This is a genomic window from Sphingopyxis sp. LC81, assembly GCF_000756375.1.
Taxonomy (GTDB): Bacteria; Pseudomonadota; Alphaproteobacteria; order Sphingomonadales; family Sphingomonadaceae; genus Sphingopyxis.
In genome coordinates this window covers 388,768-407,050 of record NZ_JNFD01000021.1, presented here as the reverse complement: position 1 = coordinate 407,050, position 18,283 = coordinate 388,768, and the positions used below count along the sequence as shown (strand labels likewise).

General features: G+C 64.0%; 14 protein-coding genes. 10 read left to right on the top strand and 4 right to left on the bottom strand.

Going from position 1 to position 18,283, the window contains the following annotated elements:
* Positions 1-49: 49 nt before the first annotated feature.
* The 8 genes from FG91_RS12345 (at position 50) to FG91_RS12310 (ending at position 9,521) form a co-directional block, all read left to right on the top strand.
* The gene (locus tag FG91_RS12345; RefSeq protein ID WP_037515271.1) at positions 50-1,396 is read left to right on the top strand and encodes a glutamine synthetase family protein; all 1,347 of its coding nucleotides are present in this window, start codon (positions 50-52) and stop codon (positions 1,394-1,396) included.
* Positions 1,397-1,410: 14 nt separating this feature from the next.
* Positions 1,411-2,679 carry an NAD(P)/FAD-dependent oxidoreductase gene (locus tag FG91_RS12340; RefSeq protein ID WP_037515270.1) on the top strand — a complete coding sequence of 423 codons (1,269 nt, stop codon included), beginning with the start codon at positions 1,411-1,413 and terminating at the stop codon, positions 2,677-2,679.
* Complete coding sequence (locus tag FG91_RS12335) at positions 2,676-4,019, top strand: aspartate aminotransferase family protein (RefSeq protein ID WP_037515269.1); 1,344 nt, start codon at positions 2,676-2,678, stop codon at positions 4,017-4,019. Before FG91_RS12340 ends, FG91_RS12335 begins: the two co-directional genes overlap by 4 nt.
* Positions 4,020-4,026: 7 nt before the next feature.
* Positions 4,027-5,418: a glutamine synthetase family protein gene (locus tag FG91_RS12330; RefSeq protein WP_037515268.1), complete on the top strand. Its 1,392-nt coding sequence runs from the start codon at positions 4,027-4,029 to the stop codon at positions 5,416-5,418.
* Between the two features lie 92 nt (positions 5,419-5,510).
* Positions 5,511-6,617 (top strand): ABC transporter substrate-binding protein, encoded by a 1,107-nt coding sequence (locus tag FG91_RS12325; protein ID WP_052187539.1) that lies wholly within the window; start codon positions 5,511-5,513, stop codon positions 6,615-6,617.
* 23 nt (positions 6,618-6,640) lie between these two features.
* Positions 6,641-7,546 (top strand): ABC transporter permease, encoded by a 906-nt coding sequence (locus FG91_RS12320; protein ID WP_037515267.1) that lies wholly within the window; start codon positions 6,641-6,643, stop codon positions 7,544-7,546.
* Positions 7,546-8,388, top strand: a complete 843-nt coding sequence (locus tag FG91_RS12315; RefSeq protein WP_037515266.1) for an ABC transporter permease — start codon at positions 7,546-7,548, stop codon at positions 8,386-8,388. Before FG91_RS12320 ends, FG91_RS12315 begins: the two co-directional genes overlap by 1 nt.
* A 2-nt stretch (positions 8,389-8,390) precedes the next feature.
* Entirely contained in the window at positions 8,391-9,521 is a 1,131-nt protein-coding gene (locus tag FG91_RS12310; protein ID WP_037515265.1) for an ABC transporter ATP-binding protein, read from the top strand.
* 95 nt (positions 9,522-9,616) lie between these two features.
* On the opposite strand, the gene FG91_RS12305 is transcribed toward FG91_RS12310, so the two are convergent.
* The 4 genes from FG91_RS12305 to FG91_RS12290 form a co-directional block, all read right to left on the bottom strand.
* Complete coding sequence (locus FG91_RS12305; protein ID WP_037515263.1) at positions 9,617-10,564, bottom strand: DUF808 domain-containing protein; 948 nt, start codon at positions 10,562-10,564, stop codon at positions 9,617-9,619.
* Between the two features lie 20 nt (positions 10,565-10,584).
* The gene (locus FG91_RS12300; RefSeq protein WP_037515262.1) at positions 10,585-11,958 is read right to left on the bottom strand and encodes an aspartate aminotransferase family protein; all 1,374 of its coding nucleotides are present in this window, start codon (positions 11,956-11,958) and stop codon (positions 10,585-10,587) included.
* A gap of 183 nt (positions 11,959-12,141) precedes the next feature.
* On the bottom strand, positions 12,142-12,882 hold the full coding sequence (locus tag FG91_RS12295; RefSeq protein ID WP_037515260.1) for a gamma-glutamyl-gamma-aminobutyrate hydrolase family protein: 741 nt from the start codon (positions 12,880-12,882) through the stop codon (positions 12,142-12,144).
* A gap of 74 nt (positions 12,883-12,956) precedes the next feature.
* Positions 12,957-13,928 (bottom strand): glucokinase, encoded by a 972-nt coding sequence (locus FG91_RS12290; protein WP_037515257.1) that lies wholly within the window; start codon positions 13,926-13,928, stop codon positions 12,957-12,959.
* 152 nt (positions 13,929-14,080) lie between these two features.
* Here FG91_RS12290 and FG91_RS12285 point away from each other — a divergent pair, with 152 nt between their 5' ends.
* Positions 14,081-14,932 carry a class I SAM-dependent methyltransferase gene (locus FG91_RS12285; protein ID WP_037515255.1) on the top strand — a complete coding sequence of 284 codons (852 nt, stop codon included), beginning with the start codon at positions 14,081-14,083 and terminating at the stop codon, positions 14,930-14,932.
* A gap of 116 nt (positions 14,933-15,048) precedes the next feature.
* Positions 15,049-18,264 (top strand): autotransporter domain-containing protein, encoded by a 3,216-nt coding sequence (locus FG91_RS12280; RefSeq protein ID WP_037515252.1) that lies wholly within the window; start codon positions 15,049-15,051, stop codon positions 18,262-18,264.
* The last annotated feature ends 19 nt before the right edge of the window (positions 18,265-18,283 follow it).

The window sequence follows — 18,283 nt, the reverse complement described above, 5'->3', positions numbered from 1 at the left end:
ACGCTGCCCTTTCCACAGACGGGCCGAGCCTCGGCCCAATCGGGGGCGCATGTCAGTCAATCTGGAACAATGGATCAGCGACCATAAAATCGACGAAGTCGAATGTATCGTCCCCGACATCAACGGGGTCCAGCGCGGCAAGGTGCTGCCGGCCAAGAAGTTCCTGTCATCGGTGAAGGACAAGTCGCTGCGCATCCCGGGCAGCGTCTTCATCTGCACGATCGACGGTCATTATCCCGAGGATATCGACGATATCTGGGACAAGGATCCCGACAAGATATTGATCGCTGACCCGACCACGATCTGCGTCGCGCCGGGCTTCACCTCGCCCACCGCCTTCGTGATCGCCGATGCGTTCAACGGCGACGGGACCGAGGTCGATATCGCCCCGCGCACCATCCTGAAAAAGGTGCTCGGCCTCTACGCCGAAAAGGGCTGGAAGCCGATCATCGCGCCCGAGGTCGAATTCTACCTCGTCTCGCAGAACGCCGACCCCGATTTCCCGTTGACCCCGCCCGTCGGCCAGTCGGGACGCAGCGAAACCGCGAGCCAGCCCTATGGGCTCGAGGCAATGAACGAATATGAGGATATCATCGATCATATCTATGACGATTGCGAGCTGATGGGGCTCGATATCGACACGATGATCCACGAAATGGGCGCCGCGCAGCTCGAGGTCAATTTCGAACATGGCGACCCGCTGCGCCTCGCCGACGAGGTCTTCCTGTTCAAGCGCGTCGTGCGCAATGTCGCAAAGCAGCACGACGTCTACGCGACCTTCATGGCGAACCCGATGGCGGGGCAGCCGGGCAGCGCGATGCATATCCACCAGTCGGTCGTCGATGCGGTGACCGGCAAGAATCTGTTTTCGGTCGCCAACGGCCGCGATAGCGCGATGTTCCGCAGCTATATCGCCGGACTCGTGCGCTACATGCCGCAAATCTCGCCGCTATGGGCGCCCAATGTGAACAGTTTCCGCCGCATGCGTCCTGACAGCGCGGCGCCGATCAACGTCCAGTGGGGCGAGGATAATCGCTCGTGCGGCTTCCGCGTTCCGATCTCCGACAAGAACAACCGCCGCGTCGAAAACCGCCTGCCCGGCGCCGACAGCAACCCCTATCTCGCGATCGCCGCCTCGCTGATCTGCGGCTATATCGGGATGGTCGATCGGATGGTGCCCGCCAAGCCGATCGCCGGCAGCGCCTACAACCGCGCCCGCACCCTGCCGCGCACACTCGAAGCCGCGCTCGATCGTTTCGCTTCGTGCAAGAAGGTTCGCAATCTGCTTGGCGACGACTTCTTCGAAATCTTCTTTGCGGTGAAGGATTATGAGCTGTTCAACTACCAGTCGGTCGTGTCGAGCTGGGAACGCGAACATCTGTTGATGCGGGTCTGACCCGCACCCTGGCCATGACCGACCCGCTCGCCAACAGCTATTATGCCGCGACCGCGCATCGGTGGCGTTCGACATATGAAATAAGTGAAGAGCTTTCGTTCGATGTCGCAGTCATCGGCGGCGGCTTCACGGGGCTGTCCGCTGCCCTCGCCTGCGCCGAGCGCGGCTTTTCGGTGATCCTGATCGAGCGCGAACATGTCGGCTTCGGTGCGTCGGGCCGTAACGGCGGACAATTGATCCCCGGCCTTCGCTGGTCGGCGTCCGAGCTTGAGGGCGAATTCGGCCGCGACCGCGCCGATGCGCTGTTCGACCTGTGCTGGCGCGCGAATCCCGTGAAAGCGCGCATCGAAAAACATCGCATCAATTGCGACCTGAAAGCCGGACATCTCGAGTCCGCGTGGACGCCGAAGGATTTCGACGCGATGAAGCGCGAGGCCGAGTTTCTGGCGACGCGCTTTGCCTACCCGAGCCACGTCATCGAGAAGAACGACATGGGCGCGCATATCGCCAGCCCGCTTTACCACGGCGGCATCCACGATCCGCAGGGCGGGCATTTCCATCCGCTGAACTATGCGATCGGCCTTGCACGGGCGGCCGAAGCAGAGGGCGTCTGCATCTGGGAAGGTCAGAGCGCACACAGGATCACCGATACGCCCGATGGCCTCGGCGTGATGACCGACCAAGCGCATGTCGCCGCGCGCTTTGTCATCGACGCCACCGATAGCTGGATCGGCGAAGTCGAGCCCGACCTCGGCCGCTACACCGTGCCGATTATGAACTATAACATCGCGACCGCGCCGCTCACGAACGCCGACGCACTGTTACCGAGCGACGCCGCCGTCGCCGACAGCCGCTTCGTGCTCAACTATTTCCGCCTGTCGGCCGACAAACGCCTGATTTTCGGCGGCGGCGAGCGTTACTCGCAGACCCCGCCGCGCGATATCGCGGCTTTCGTCCGGCCCTTCATGGCGGAGGTCTTTCCGCAGGTCGCCGATGCGAAAATCGACTATGGCTGGGGCGGCGCGGTCGCGGTGACGATGAACCGCCTGCCGCATATCGGGCGGCGCGGGAATGTCTTTTACGCGCACGGCTTTTCGGGGCACGGCGCTCTGGTCACGACGTTGGCGGGCGAATTGATTGCCGAGGCGATGGCGGGGACCGCCGAACGCTTCGACGTGCTGGCGAACCTTCCTTCGAAGCCTTTCCCCGGCGGCAAATGGCTACGCCAGCCGCTCGCAACGCTCGGGCTGCTCTACTATGCGATGAAGGACAAGCTCGGGTGATATCGGGCGCCGCCATCGCCCGCGTCGCGAGCCGTGAGGCCGAACGTTTCCGCGCCGCCAGTCCGCGCGCTTTTGCGCATCACGCGGCCGCGAAGGGCTGGTTCCAGTCGGTCCCCTTCCACTGGATGCGTGACTGGTCCAGCCCCGTGCCGATCGTCGCCGCATCGGCGAAAGACGCGACGCTGACGAGCATCGACGGGCAGCGCTACGACGATTTCTGCCTCGGCGACACGGCGAGCCTGTTCGGCCATTCGCCGCCCGCGCTCGCCGCTGCGCTCGCGAAGCAGGCGGCCGAAGGGCTGAGCTATATGCTTCCGACCGAGCGCGGCGCGGCGCTGTCGCAGCGGCTCGCGGCGATGTTCGGCCTGCCTTTATGGCAGGTCACGACGACCGCCAGCGAAGCCAATCGCGCCGTGATCCGCTGGTGCCGCGGGATCAGCGGGCGCCCCAAAATCCTGACTTTCAATGGCGCCTATCATGGCGCGGTCGATGACGCCTTTGTCGACCTGAAGGGCGGCGCGCCCACTATGCGGGCCAGCCTGGTCGGACAGGTCCACGACTTATGCGACACCACCACGGTAATCGAGTTCAATGACGAGCCGGCACTGGCGACGGCGCTGCGCGGCGGCGACATCGCGTGCGTGCTCGCCGAGCCCGTGATGACCAACGTCGGCATGGTGCGCGATGCGCCGGGCTTTCTGGCGACGCTCCGCCGACTTTGCGACGAGACCGGCACTTTGCTGATCTTCGACGAAACGCATACCATTTCCTCGGGATATGGCGGCCATGGCGTCACGCACGGCCCCGCACCCGACCTGATCGTCGTCGGCAAGTCGATCGGCGGCGGCGTTCCCTGCGCAGTCTATGGATTTTCGGCAGCAGTCGCCGATCGAATGGCGGCGCTCAACGCTTCACGCCCCGCCGGCCACAGCGGGATCGGGACGACGCTCTCCGCCAACGCGCTCGCCATCACCGCGATGGATGCGATGCTGTCCGACGTCATCACGTCCGCCGCCTATGATCGCATGCTGTGCGGAGCGGCGCGGCTCGTTGCCGGGCTGGAGCAGGAAATCGCCGCCGCCAATCTCGACTGGCACGTCACCCAGGTCGGCGCCCGCGTCGAATTCCTCACCTGCCCCACCCCGCCCCGCAACGGCGGCGAGGCGAAGGCGGCGATGCATCCCGAACTCGAAGCGGCGACCCACCTCTTCCTCGCAACGCGCGGGATTTTGCTGGCGCCGTTTCACAATATGATGTTGGTGAGCCCGGTTACCGCGGACGACCAGATCGACCGGCTGGTCGGCGCATTCGCCGACTGCGTGTGTGCATTGAAGGAGTAGTGGGGCGATGTCGAAGTCATCGGGCGTGATCGCGGGCCGTGCGGAGGCGGAAGCCTTTTTCAAGGCGAACCCCGAGGTCGATTCGATCGAGATGATCTACACCGACTTCGGCGGCGTGCCGCGCGGTAAGCGGCTGCGCCAGCACGAGGTGCTCGCCGTGTATGAGAGCGGGCGCATGTTCCCGGGCTCGATCACGGTTGTCGATATCACCGGGCAGGACACGGTCGAAACCGGCCTTGTCTGGGAGGATGGCGACGCCGATCGCTCGATGAAGCCGATCCCCGGCACGCTCGTCCGCACCCCATGGGGCGGCGACAACGCCGCGCAATTTCTCGTCGATTTCTACGAGCTCGACGGCACGCCGCACGATCTCGATCCCCGCCATGTGCTTGGCGGCGTGATCGACCGCTTTACCGCCGACGGGCTAACTCCTGTGCTCGCCGTCGAGCTCGAATTTTACCTCGTCGATCCGCGCCGCGCCCGCGATGGCGGCATCCGGCCCGCCCGCCCCGGCTACAGCCGCGATACGCCCCGTAATGTCGAGGTTTACGGTCTGCGCGAACTCGACGACTTCCGCCCCTTTTTCGATGCGCTCTATGCCGCGACCGACGTTCAGGGCCTGCCGCTCGAAAGCGCGATCTCCGAATTCGCACCGGGCCAGTTTGAACTCACCCTGCGCCACAAGCCCGATGCGCTGCGGGCGTGCGACGATGCGATCATGTACAAAAGGCTCGTCAAGGCGATCGCGCAGCAACATGGCCTCGAGGCCACCTTCATGGCCAAACCCTTCGCCGAGCAGGCGGGCAGCGGCATGCACATCCATGTGTCGGTCAACGACAGCAAGGACACCAACATCTTCGCCAGCGACGATCCCGAAGGCACGCCCGCGCTGCGTCACGCGATCGGCGGCATGATCGGCACCGTCGGCGACGCGTTTGCGCTCTTCGCGCCGCACGCGAACAGCTATCGCCGCTTCAAGGCGAACAGCTATGCCCCCGTCGCGCCGACCTGGGGCGTCAACAACCGCACCGTATCCTTCCGCATCCCCGCCGGCCCACCACCGAGCCGCCATGTCGAGCATCGCGCGTGCGGCGCCGATGCCAACCCCTATCTTGCGGTCGCGGCGGTCCTTGCGGGCATGCACCACGGCATGACGAACACGATCGATCCCGGCACGGCGGTCGTCGGCAATGGCTACGACCGCGACAACAGCGGCGACGACAAGCCGCCGTCGAACTGGTTCGCCGCGGTCGACCGCTTCCATGCGTCGAAGCTGATGCGCGACTATCTCGGCACCCGTTTCGTCGACATGTTCAGCATCGTGAAGCGCGTCGAGCAGGACCGCTATTTCGGCGTCGTCCCGACGCTCGATTACGATTGGTATCTGCGCAACGCATGAAAGTTTCAAAGAAACTTGGTGCGGCGCAAAAAAGCTCTTTCCAAGCCGACTTTATTGAGTCAGCTTGACGTCACATACAGGGAGGCTGCGACATGGATCCGTTCGAACTGATCAAGCAAACCCGCGGGCGCCGCTCGCTTCTGCAAGCGATGGGGGTCGCTGCAATCGGCATCAGCTTCGGCGGCCTGGCGGCGTGCAGCAAGGAGGGCGGCAAGAAGCTCTCGAATGGTGAGGAAGCCAAGCTCAACTTCTACAATTGGGACACCTATATCGGCGAGAATACGCTCGACAATTTCAAGGAAGCGACGGGCGTCGACGTCACGATGGACCTGTTCGACAGCAACGACGTGCTATTCGCGAAATTCAAGGCGGGAAACCCCGGCTACGACGTGATCGTGCCATCGAACGATTTTGTTGAACGGATGCACAAGGCCGGCATGCTGCTGCCGCTCGACCATGCGCAAATCCCGAACAAGAAGAATATCGATCCGGCCTACATCAACGTCGAATATGACCTGCAGCGCAAATTTTCGATGCCCTACACCTGGCTCGCGCTCGGCATCGGCTACCGCAAATCGAAAGTGTCGGCAAAGCCCGACAGCTGGAAGGTCCTGTTCGACAGCCCCGAATATGCGGGGCGCATCGCCTGGCTGTCGGAAGCCGGCGACATGTTCCGCCTCTACGGAAAATATCTCGGCAAATCGGTCAACGCGCTGACCCCGGCGGACATTGCGACGATCGAAAAGATGATGATCAAGCAAAAGCCCAATGTGAAGAAGTTCCACGAGGACGACGGGCAGGATCTGCTGCTCAAGGGCGATGTCGACGTCGTGCTCGAATATAATGGCGACATCGCGCAGGCGATGGTCGAGGATGCCGACATTGATTTCGTTGTGCCCAAGGAAGGCAGCCAGCTCAATTCGGACAATCTGTGCATCCCGAAGGGCGCGCCGCATCCGAAGAATGCGCACGCCTTCATCAACTACATCCTCGACGCCAATGTCGACAAGGAAATCACCGAGACGATCCTCTATCCGACGCCCAACGCGGCGGCAAAGGCGTTGATGCCTGACAGCTACAAGAACAACCCGGTGATCTTCCCGCCTCCCGAAGCGCTCGCGAAATGCGAATATGCGCGCTTCAATCCCGAGTTGCAGCCGCTGTACGAGGAAGCCTTCACGCGGGTCCGGGCGGCCTGACGGTCTGAAGGGGGCATCGGGGGGTGGCCGAACAGGACTGGAAAGCGAATAAGGGAGTCTTTGCGGCGGTATCGCTACCGACGCTGTTCTGGATTATCCTCTTCTTCCTCGTCCCCATGGCGATCGTCTGGCTCTACAGCTTCGGCGAGAACAAGGGGCTGACCGAAATCGACATTTCGGGCACGCTCGACAATTACAAGCGCGCGACCGAGTGGCTGTACCTGACCATTTTCGGCAAGAGTTTCGCGGTCGCGGCGCTCGTCACCCTGATCTGCCTGATCATCGGCTTTCCTGTCGCGATGGCAATCACCTTCGCCAGCGAGAAATGGCGGCCGTGGCTGCTGCTCGGCATCATGCTGCCCTTCTGGACCAATTTGCTCATCCGTACCTATGCGCTGATGATGCTTCTCGGCACGCAGGGCTTCGCCAACAAAGGGCTTGGCGCCTTGTGGGAGGGAACGAGCTGGATCAAAACGCTGGTCGGGCTCCAGCCGCTCCCGACATGGGAGCCGGTGCAGCTGCTCTTCAACAATTTCGCGGTCGTCTTCGGGCTCGTCTACGTCCACCTGCCCTTCATGGTCCTTCCGCTCTACGCCGCGCTCGACCGCCTCGACCGCAGCCTGATCGAAGCGAGCCTCGACCTCGGCGCGGGGCATTTCCGCACGATCATGCGCATCGTCGTGCCGCTCGCCGCGCCGGGTATCGTTGCCGGCGTGATGATCACGCTGATCCCCGCGCTCGGCGCCTATCTCACGCCCGACCTGATGGGCGGGACCGACAGCCAGATGATCGCCAACGTCATCGAGCGCCAGTTCAAGAAAGCGAACGACTGGCCCTTCGGCGCCGCGCTCTCATTCTTGCTGATATACGCGATGTTCGCGCTGATCGCGATCCAGTCGATGCGCAAAAAAGTGCCCGAGGTCCGCTGATGGCTCTCTTCGCCCGCACGCCTGTAGCACCGCTCGAATATAGCCGCACCCTGTGGATGCGCCTCTGGGTCGGCGCGGTGATGGTCTTCCTCTATGCGCCGCTAATCGTGCTGATGATCTTCAGCTTCAACGACAGCAAGCGCAACGTCGTGTGGCGCGGTTTCACGACCAAATATTATGAAAAGGCGCTCGGCAACGACCAGCTCGTCGAAGCGCTGATCAATTCGCTGACGATCGCGGCGTTGGCAACGATCGTCAGCCTCGTGCTCGGCGCGGTCGCCGCGGTGATGCTGTGGCGCTTCCGCTTCCCGCTCAAAAGCGCGGTCGACGGCACGATCTCGCTGCCGATCATCGTTCCCGAAATCTGCCTTGGCGTGGCTTTCCTGATGTTTTTCGCCGCGGTGAACTGGCCGACCGACCTGATCTGGCCGTTCAACCTCGGCGCGATCACCGTCGCGCACATCACCTTCTGCTTCCCCTTTGTGACGATGGTCGTGCGCTCGCGCCTCGCGACCTTCAACCGCGAGCAGGAAGAAGCCGCGAAGGATCTGGGTGCCAGCGAATGGCAGGTGTTCCGCGACGTGCTGATCCCGCATATCAAGCCCGCGCTCGTCGCCGGCGCCTTGCTGTCGTTCACGCTCAGCCTCGACGATTTCGTCATCACCTATTTCACCAGCGGCCCCGACACGATCACCTTCCCGGTGAAGGTCTATTCGATGGTCCGCTTCTCGGTGACGCCCGAGGTGAACGCCGCCTCGACGCTGCTCATCATCCTCACCGTCGCCCTGACCTTCGTCGCGCTCAAACTTCAGGGCGTGAAAGCCATTGCGGAAACCCACTGACCATGACCGAAACCGCACGCCCGATCATCCAGATCCAGAACGTCTCGAAACGCTTCGGCAAGGTGACCGCGGTCGACAATGTCACCCTCGACATCAATGCGGGTGAATTCTTCGTACTGCTTGGCCCGTCGGGGTGCGGCAAGACGACGCTGCTGCGGATGATCGCGGGCTTCGAGCTGCCGTCCGAAGGCAAGATATTGATCGACGGGCAGGATATGGCGGGCATCCCGCCGAACAAGCGCCCGGTGAACATGGTCTTCCAGAGCTACGCCGTGTTTCCGCACATGAGCGTCGCCGACAATGTCGCTTATGGCCTGAAGATTGCGGGGGTGAAGGGCAGCGAGATCAAGGATCGCGTTGCCGAGGCGCTCGAACTGGTCAAGCTCGGCGGGTTCGAGACGCGGATGCCCGACCAGATGTCGGGCGGCCAACGCCAGCGCGTCGCGCTCGCGCGCAGCCTCGTGATGCGCCCCAAGGTGCTGCTGCTCGACGAACCGCTCTCGGCGCTCGATGCGAAGCTGCGCGCGCAGATGCAGTTCGAGCTGTCGGACCTGCAGAAAAAGGTCGGCATCACCTTCGTCACCGTCACCCATGATCAGGACGAGGCGTTGTCGATGGCCTGCAGGATCGGTGTCATTAACAAGGGCGAGGTAGCGCAGCTCGCGACGCCGTCCGACCTCTACGAATATCCCGCCAACCGCTTCGTCGCCGATTTCGTCGGATCGGTGAACATCTTCGAGGGCAAGCTGACGCTCGACGACCCCGACAAGGCCGCGGTCGATTGCCCCGGGCTCGGCAAAGTCTATCTGAACCACGGCGTCACCGGACCGCACGGCGCCGATGTGGGGATCGCGCTGCGTCCCGAGAAAATCTATCTCCACGTTCCCGGCGAAGGGAAAGCCGTCAAAGCGGCTGCGCAAGATGCGCCCGACGGCTACAATTTCGCGCGCGGCAAGATCAAAGGGATGAGCTATCTCGGCGATATCACCCTGTTCGAGATCGAGCTGGAATCGGGCGCGTGCCTCCGCGTATCGCGCCCGAACCTGTCGCGCCACGACCAGGACGATTTTACCTGGGGCGACAAGGTCAGCATGCACTGGCGGGCGGACAGCCCGGTGGTCTTGCTGGGGTAACTGACTGGTTTCCTCTATTCGTCACCCCGGACTTGATCCGGGATCCACCGCAGCTTCGAAGTCATGGACCCCGGATCAAGTCCGGGCTGACGAATTTAGTGGGCGCCCGCTTCCTTTGTCTTCCCCGGCAGCAGATGCAGCACGCCAACGATCACGCCGCCAAGCAGCAGCCCGAATACGCCCGCGCCACCTGCATTGATAAGCCATTCCCAAACGCCGGCACCCGGCAGGTTGCCGGCAACTGCATGCGCGAAATCGTGGAGGCCATGGCCGATATTGCCGATATGATATTCGTCGAGGCCATGAATGAAAATCTGCCCGCCAACCCACAGCATCGCCGCGGTGCCTATCAGCGCGAGTGCCGAGAGCAGCTTCGGCATAAAAGCAACCAGCCCGCGCCCGACCGCGCGGCGCGCACTGTTGCCTTCCTTCGCCATATGCAGGCCTATATCGTCCATCTTCACGATCAGCCCGACAACGCCATAGACGGCGACCGTGATCGCGATCGCGACCACCGCGAGCGTCGCGGCGCGCATCGCGAAATGCTCGTCCAGCACCTCGTTCAATGCGATCACCATGATCTCGGCCGACAGGATGAAGTCGGTGCGCACCGCGCCCTTCACCATCGCCTCTTCATGGTCTTGATCGGCAACGATCTCGGCGTCCTCAGCAAGGCTCGTCTTATCCTTCTGCAGCGAGTGCAGCACCTTTTCGGCGCCTTCGAAGCAGAGATAGGCGCCGCCGATCATCAGCAGCGGGGTGATCGCCCACGGGACGAAGGTCGACAACAGGAGCAGCGCCGGCAGGATCAGCACCAGCTTGTTGAAAATCGATCCCTTGGTGATCCGCCAGATTATCGGCAGCTCGCGGTCGGGGGTGAAGCCGGTGACATAACGCGGGGTCACCGCGGTATCGTCGACCACCACCCCCGCCGCTTTGACCCCGGCCTTCGACGCCGCGGCGCCGATATCGTCGATGCTCGCCGCGGCGACCTTGGCGATCGTCGCAATATCGTCGAGCAGGGCAAAAAGGCCGGAGGGCATAAGGTCTTGGTCTTTCCTGTTTAGAGCGCGCGGAGTTTCGGCAGCACCTCATCGAGAGATTTGCGGATGATGGCAACCATCTCATCGATCTGCTCGGTGGTGATGATCAGCGGCGGGCACATGACCAGACTGTCGCGGATGCCGCGGACCATCAGACCGTTCGCGATGCACGCGTCGCGCGCCCTCGGCCCCGCCGTGCCCTCAGCCCCGCCAAAGCGCGCGCGCGTTTCCTTGTCGGCAACGATCTCGACCGCGCCGAGCAGGCCGACCGAACGCGCTTCGCCAACCAACGGATGATCGTTCAATGTCGCAAGTGCTTTCGCAAGATGCGGGCCGGTAACGCTGCCGGTGCGCTCGACCAGGCCCTCGCGTTCGATGATCTCGATATTCTTGAGCGCGACCGCCGCCGCGACCGGGTGCCCCGAATAGGTGAAGCCATGGACGAAATCGCCGCCGGTCTTGAGCACCTCGACGACATGCGCCGCGACCGCCGTGGCCGAGATCGGCAGATAGCCCGACGACAGCCCCTTCGCCATCGGCATCAGGTCGGGGGTGAAGCCCATCGTCTCATGCCCCCACATCTTCCCCGTACGCCCGAACCCGCAGATCACCTCGTCGGCGACGACCAGCAGGCCATATTTGCGCGCCACGGCCTCGACCTTGGGCCAATAGCCCTTCGGCGGGATGATCACGCCGCCCGCGCCCTGCACGGGTTCGCCAATGAAGGCAGCGCAATTTTCGGGGCCGACCTCGATGATCTTGTCCTCGATCGCCTTTACGCACGCATCGCAGAACTCCTCCTCGGTCATCCCCTGCCCTTCGCCATAGGCATAGGGCTGGCGGACATGCTCGACGCCGGGGATCGGCAGGTCGCCCTGCGCGTGCATCGCCTTCATGCCCCCGAGCGAGACGCCCGCGACGGTCGAGCCATGATAGGCGTTCCAGCGGCTGATAAAGACCGTGCGATTAGGCTCGCCCTTCAGCTTCCAATAGTGCCGGACCATGCGGAATACCGTGTCGTTCGCTTCGCTGCCCGAGGCGTTGAAAAACACGTGCGGCAGGCGGCTGCCGGTCAGGCTCGCAATCTTGGCCGCGAGTGTCACCGTCGGCGGCGTCGCGGTCTTGAAGAAGGTATTGTAGAAGGGGAGCTCGCGCATCTGCGCTGCCGCCGCCTCGACCAGCTCCTCGCGGCCGTAACCGACGTTGACGCACCACAGGCCCGCCATCCCGTCGAGGATGCGGTGGCCGTCACCGTCGTGGATATAGCAGCCCTCGGCGTGGGTGATGATGCGGCTGCCGCCGAGCTTTTCGATTTCGGCCCAGTCGGCCTGGGCGGGAAGGTGGTGTGCGACGTCGAGGCGGCGCAGTTCGGCGATGTCGTGATTGCGGGGCATGGAAAAACTCCTGAATTCATAAAAACCGTTCGCATCGAGCGAAGTCGAGATGTTCCTCGATCTTGCGCTGCGACGATGTGTGTCTCGACTTCGCTCGACACGAGCGGAACGAGAGCTCCGGTCTGGATCAGGGCGAGAAGCAGAGCCGCGCGAGATAGCGATCGTAGCGGGTGACGCGCCGGTTCACAGCACGCCCCGCAGCGCCTGTCCGAGCAGGCGGAAATAGGTCTGGCTTTCTTCGTTGCCGTCGACCGCCCATTCGGGGTGCCACTGTACGGCGAGGAGCGGCGCACCGTTCGGGCGGGCGCTGAAAGCCTCGACCAGCCCGTCAGGGGCGCGCGCTTCGACCGACAATCCGTCGGCGAGTCGTCCTATACCCTGATAATGCACCGAATTCACGTCGAGCGCCGATGCCCCATAGGCCGACGCCAGCATACCGCCCTCGATCAGGTCGACATGGTGTCGATGATCGAACATCGCGTCGAAAAGCGTCCCGTCGGGCGTGTGGTGGCGCAGCAGTTCGCCGTTGGTGGCGGTATCGCGGCGCAGCGTCCCGCCGAGCGCGACATTGATATCCTGGAACCCGCGGCAGATGCCGAACAACGGCCTCTGCGCCGCAATCACCGCCTCAACCAGATCGCGCATCATGCGGTCGCGATCGGGATCGAACGGCCCCTCCCCCGCATCCTCCTCGCCATAACGTGCCGGCTCGACGTTCGACGGCGAGCCGGTGAGCAAAACGCCGTCGAGCCGCCCGACGATCTCGTCGGCACGCATATAATCGGGGAGCGACGGAATGAGCAGCGCGGCACAATCGGCGTACCGCATCGCCGCTTTCGCATACCGGTTCATCACCGCCTGCGCATATTCGGAGCCGACCTGCCGGTTGCAGGCGATGATGCCGAGGACGGGGCGGGCGGACACGGGCGGCGGAATCCTTCAAGCAGCGAGGATTCCTTGCTGCCGATTTTCTCCACGCGATGCCAGCGGAAATTGCGTCAGCCGTGTTGGCGCGCGAAAGCCGCCGCCGCGCCGAACAGGCCGGGCTGCGGATGGGTGATCAGCTTGACCGGCAGCGCCGACATGAACCCCTCGAAACGCCCCTTCTCGATGAAACGTTCAGGGAAGCCCGAGCGGACAAGGCTGTCGCGGATCCGCAGCCCGAGGCCGCCCGCGATCACGACGCCATTCGCCCCCTGTGCCAGTGCAAGGTCGCCCGACACGCTGCCGAGCGACAGACAGAACCGATCGACCGCCGCGGCCGCAAGGCTGTCCTCGCCGCTCAGCGCATTGGTCCAGATCGCCTTGTCGTCGAGCGGTGTCACCGCACGTCCCTCGAGCGCGGCGAGCGTTTCATAGATATCAACGATTCCGGGCCCCGACACGATGCGCTCGATCGACACCCGGCGGTGGCGCTTGCGCAGCCGCGCGAGGATCGCATCCTCGATGCTGTCGAGCGGCGCGAAGTCGATATGCCCGCCCTCGGTCGCCTGGACGCGATAGTCGGTGCCGTCGCGCCAGATATGTGCAACGCCGAGACCCGTGCCGGGGCCAATGACGCTGATCGTTCCCATCGCGGGCAACGGCTCGTCGGGGCCGGTCAACCGCTCGAAATAGCTCGTATCAGCCTGCGCCACGGCGTGTCCCACCGCCTCGAAATCATTGACCAGCACATAGCGGTCGACGTTCAGCTTCTCGTTGATCAACGCCGGACGAATGATCCACGGGTTGTTGGTAAAGCGGATGATGTCGCCGCGCGTCGGCCCCGCGATGGCGATCGCAACCGCACGCGGCAAAGCGCTGCCTTGCTGGCGTTCGAAATCCTGCCACGCCGTCTGGAAGCTCGCATGATCCTTGGTGTGGAGCGTCGTCGCTTCGCCCAGCGACAGGACGCGGCCGCCTTCGATCTCGGCAATCGCAAAGCGCGCATGCGTGCCGCCGATGTCCACCGTGACGATCTGTTCGCTCATGACTCTCCCTTGCCGGTCCCACTTGGCCGGTACGGTTCGTGGAATGTCGCATGGCCGGGGGCGATGCAACAGGGCATAGCTATTCGCTGGAGCCTTGCGCTCGGTCGGAGACCGGCGTAGTTGCGAATAATTCGCAACAAAGGAGCAAGTGCATGTCCGATGTCGAGACCACCCCCACGCATGACTGGAACGGCGACAGCGGAACGCGCTGGGCGGCCAATCTGGCGCGGCTGGATGTGATGCTCGAGGATTTCGGCAATGCTGCTATCGCGGCGGCCGATGCGCGGCCCGGCGAATGGATTCTCGATATCGGCTGCGGATCGGGCACCTCGACCTTTCCGCTTGCCGAGCGGGTCGGAGCCGGCGGCCACGTCCTCGGCGTCGACATATCGGAGCAGCTCGTCGAGATCGCCCGCGGCGCCGCGCCCGCCGGCGCGCCCTTAGAGTTCCGGTGCGCCGATGCCGCGACGGCACCGCTGCCCGCAGGAAAATTCGACCTTCTCTTCTCGCGCTTTGGCGTGATGTTCTTCGACGATCCCGTCGCGGCCTTTGTGCATATGCGTGAGGCGCTGAAACCAAGCGGACGACTGGCCTTCGTGTGCTGGCGCGGGGCACAGGAGAATGACTGGGTGCGGCTGCCGATGGCGGCGATCCGCGACATCGTGCAGCCGGCGCCTGCCGATCCCAATGCCCCCGGACCCTTCGCCTTTGGCGATCGGCAAAAGGTCGCGGATATCCTTTCGGCAGCGGGCTTTACCGCGATCGACATCGCGCCCTTCGACACGAGCATTTCCTATGGCCGCGGCGCAACGCGCGAAGATGCGATCGACGATGCACTCGACATGGCGTTCCAGGTCGGTCCGCTGTCGCGCGCGCTTGCCGATCAATCCGACGATATTCGCGCGAAATCGGCGGCGGCTGTTCGCGCCGCATTCGCGAAACGCCCTGGAGAAACGTCGGTGCAGATCGACGGCACCGCGTGGATTGTGACCGCACGGAATTAGCGGCGCTCGGACCGCGCGCGATTAGTATGATTTTTTTTCCAAGGCTGCGCCGACACCGCTCCGTCTTGTGATTGTCGCCGGGAAGACATCCCGGCCCCGATCTCAAGAGGAACCCGATGCGCAAAACCTTGCTGGCCTCCACCTGCCTGGCCACCCTCCTTTCGACCGCCGCCTATGCCGAAACGACGATCAGCACCGCCACCACGGCGCCGGTGCGGACGTCGACGATCAAATCGGGCGCTGCCGACGACATCAAGATCGTCGCAGCCGGCTCGATCAAGCCCACCGCCACGGGCCCGGCAGTCACCATCGACAGCAATCACAAGGTCGTCAACGAAGGTACGATCGAGTTCAGCAACGTCGACGGCGCCACGGGTATCCTCGCAAATGCCGGCACGTCGGGCGGCATCACCAACAGCGCGACCGGCAAGATCACCGTCGGCGAAACCTATGCGCCGACCGACATCGACAATGACGGCGACATCGATGGCGCCTTCGCACTCGGCAGCAACCGCGTCGGCATCGCGACGGCGGGCGCCTTTACCGGCAATATCGTCAACTCGGGCGCGATCGCGATCGAGGGCAATAATTCGGCGGGCATCCGCCTCGGCGGGCCGCTGACCGGCAATTTCACCAACGACGGCACCATCAGCGTCATCGGCGATCGCGCGCTCGGCGTCGGATTGCAGGATGTGACGGGCAACGTCCGCCTTGCCGGTACGATCAGCGCGCAGGGCATCGATGCGATCGGCGCACGCGTTGCCGGAAACATCACCGGCGCGCTGGTCGTCCAGGGGAACCTCACCGCCACCGGCTACCGCTTCACGACGCCGCCTGCCGATCCCTCGAAGCTCGACGCCGACGATTTGCTGATCGGCGGCAATGCGCTGTCGATCGAAGGCAATGTCACCGGCGGCATCGTCCTCGCCGCCGCGCCGAAGGACACGAAGCCCGACGACAAGGACGAGGACAAGGATGGCATCGAGGACGACAAGGAAGGGAACGCCGTCGTGCGCTCCTTCGGTTCGGCCGCCGCGATCCGCATCGGCTCGGCCGACCGCGCGGTCACGATCGGCCCGGTTGCCGGAACGGGCACCGGCCTCGGCCTCGTCATCGATGGCGCGGTGCTCGGCAACGGCCTTTACACCGGCAAGGACGGCAACGGCATGCAGATCGGCGGCCTCGGCGGTGCGGTCACCATCGCGGGCGGCGTCGGCATCGGTGCGACCGGCAGCGTGACGGCATTGTCGAAAGACACGGCGGCAACCGCAATCCGCATCGGCAGCGGCGCGGCCACCCCCGAACTCCGCAACGCGGGCAAGATCGAAGCGACGACCGGCGGCAACGCCGCAGGTGCGGTCGCAACCGCCGTCCTCGTCGAAGCCGGCGGTGACGTCCAGCTGATCCGCAACAGCGGTTCGATCACCGCCAAGACCGGCGGCGACAATGGCACGGCGCGCGGCATCGTCGATCTGTCGGGCAAGGTCAGCACCGTCGAAAACAGCGGCACGATCAGCGCGACGGGCGCGCTCGCCTCCTCCGACCGCAATATCGCGATCGACCTGTCGGCGAACGCAACCGGCGCAACGGTCAAGCAGACCGCGGTCGCGGCAGGCATCGCCGCCCCCAGCATCGTCGGCGACGTCCGTTTCGGCGGCGGTAACGACGTGTTCGACATCGCCGATGGCTCGGTAAAGGGGAACAGCTTCTTCGGCGCCGGCAACAACAAGCTCGCGCTGTCGGGTGACGCGACCTACGCCGGGAACGCTCGCTTCGGCGCCGGTAACGACGCGATGACGCTGGCCGGAACGTCGAAGTTCACGGGTCTGGCCGACTTTGGCGGCGGTGCCGATACGCTGACGATCGGCGGCACGTCGATGTTCTCGGGCACGCTCGCCAATTCGCAGGGTCTGGCGGTTTCGGTCGCTGGCGGCACCTTTGACGTCGGCGGCGCCGCGACGATTTCGTCGCTCGCGATTACCGAAAAGGGCACGCTGGGCGTGATGCTCGATACCGGCGCCACCGGGACCAATCTTCAGGTCAGCGGCAACGCCAGCTTCGGCGCCGAATCGAAGCTCGCGCTCAAGCTGTCGAGCATCGAAAAGGCCGAGGGTCAGCATATCGTGCTGACTGCCGGGTCGCTGACGGGCGCGAACAATCTGACCGCGTCGCAGACGCTGCTGCCCTTCCTCTACAAGGGCACGCTGACATCGAATGCGACCCAGCTGATCGTCGACGTCTCGCGCAAGTCGGTGACCGAACTCGGGCTCAACCGCTCCGAAGCTGGCGCGTTCGACGCGGTGCTCGACGCGGTGATTGCCGATCAGAAGATCGAAGACGTCTTCCTCGGCATCACCGACGGTGCCCAGTTCCGCGGCCAGCTCGGCCAGATGCTCCCCGAGCATGAAGGCGGCGTCTTCGAAACCGTCACCTCGGGCTCGCGCGCGCTGTCGCGCTACCTCCAGGATCCCAATGCGCCGTTCCAGGACGAAGGCAAATGGGGCTATTGGGTCAACCAGGCCGTCTGGGGCACGTCGAAAAGCGTCGGTGACACCGCAAGTTACGACGTCAGCGGCTGGGGCATTTCGGGCGGCGCCGAAATCAAGACCGACCTCGGCAACTTCGGCGGCTCGATTGCCTTTCTCAACGGCAAGGACGGCAATGGCAGCAACGCCAATGAAGTCAGCACCAGCCAGTTCGAAGGCGCGCTGCACTGGCGCCTGCGTTCGGACGGCTTCATGGCGAACGCCCGTGTTTCGGGCGCGCCGATCAGCCTGAAGGGCACGCGCATCTTCCGCGCCGAAGCCGGCGCCGATGACATCGAAAAGACGATGAAGGGCAAGTGGGATGCCACCTTGTGGTCGGCTTCGGGCTCGCTCGCCTATGACGCGCGTGCCGGCGGCCTGACGATCCGCCCGATGGTCGCGGTCGATTACTTCAAGCTGAAGGAAGACGGTTATCAGGAAACCGGCGGCGGCGACGCGCTCGACCTCAAGGTGCTGAGCCGCGACAGCGACGAACTGGCCGTGTCGGGCACCGTTGCCATCGGCCTCGATTTCGGCGGTGCCGACGAATATGATGGCTGGACGCGCTTCGAACTCGAAGGCGGCCGCCGCCAGATTGTCAGCGGCACGCTGGGCGCAACAACCGCGTCGTTCAAGAACGGCACGCCCTTCACCCTCACCCCTGATGATCGCACGAGCGGCTGGGTCGGCCGTTTCCGTGGCATCGCCGGCAATTCGGCCTTTCAGGTCGCCGGCGAAGTGTCCGCGGAAGAACAGCAAAGCCATATCGGCTGGGCTTTCCGTGCGAGTCTGCGGGTCGGCCTCTAGCCCCCCGGCCGGCCCCGCC

Excerpts from the sequence above, each read along its gene's own strand:
- FG91_RS12330 (WP_037515268.1), top strand. The coding sequence starts at position 4,027 with ATGTCGAAGTCATCGGGCGTGATCGCGGGCCGTGCGGAGGCGGAAGCC.
- FG91_RS12280 (WP_037515252.1), top strand. The coding sequence starts at position 15,049 with ATGCGCAAAACCTTGCTGGCCTCCACCTGCCTGGCCACCCTCCTTTCG.
- FG91_RS12325 (WP_052187539.1), top strand. The coding sequence starts at position 5,511 with ATGGATCCGTTCGAACTGATCAAGCAAACCCGCGGGCGCCGCTCGCTT.
- FG91_RS12315 (WP_037515266.1), top strand. The coding sequence starts at position 7,546 with ATGGCTCTCTTCGCCCGCACGCCTGTAGCACCGCTCGAATATAGCCGC.
- FG91_RS12290 (WP_037515257.1), bottom strand. The coding sequence starts at position 13,928 with ATGAGCGAACAGATCGTCACGGTGGACATCGGCGGCACGCATGCGCGC.
- FG91_RS12310 (WP_037515265.1), top strand. The coding sequence starts at position 8,391 with ATGACCGAAACCGCACGCCCGATCATCCAGATCCAGAACGTCTCGAAA.
- FG91_RS12305 (WP_037515263.1), bottom strand. The coding sequence starts at position 10,564 with ATGCCCTCCGGCCTTTTTGCCCTGCTCGACGATATTGCGACGATCGCC.
- FG91_RS12345 (WP_037515271.1), top strand. The coding sequence starts at position 50 with ATGTCAGTCAATCTGGAACAATGGATCAGCGACCATAAAATCGACGAA.
- FG91_RS12285 (WP_037515255.1), top strand. The coding sequence starts at position 14,081 with ATGTCCGATGTCGAGACCACCCCCACGCATGACTGGAACGGCGACAGC.
- FG91_RS12340 (WP_037515270.1), top strand. The coding sequence starts at position 1,411 with ATGACCGACCCGCTCGCCAACAGCTATTATGCCGCGACCGCGCATCGG.
- FG91_RS12300 (WP_037515262.1), bottom strand. The coding sequence starts at position 11,958 with ATGCCCCGCAATCACGACATCGCCGAACTGCGCCGCCTCGACGTCGCA.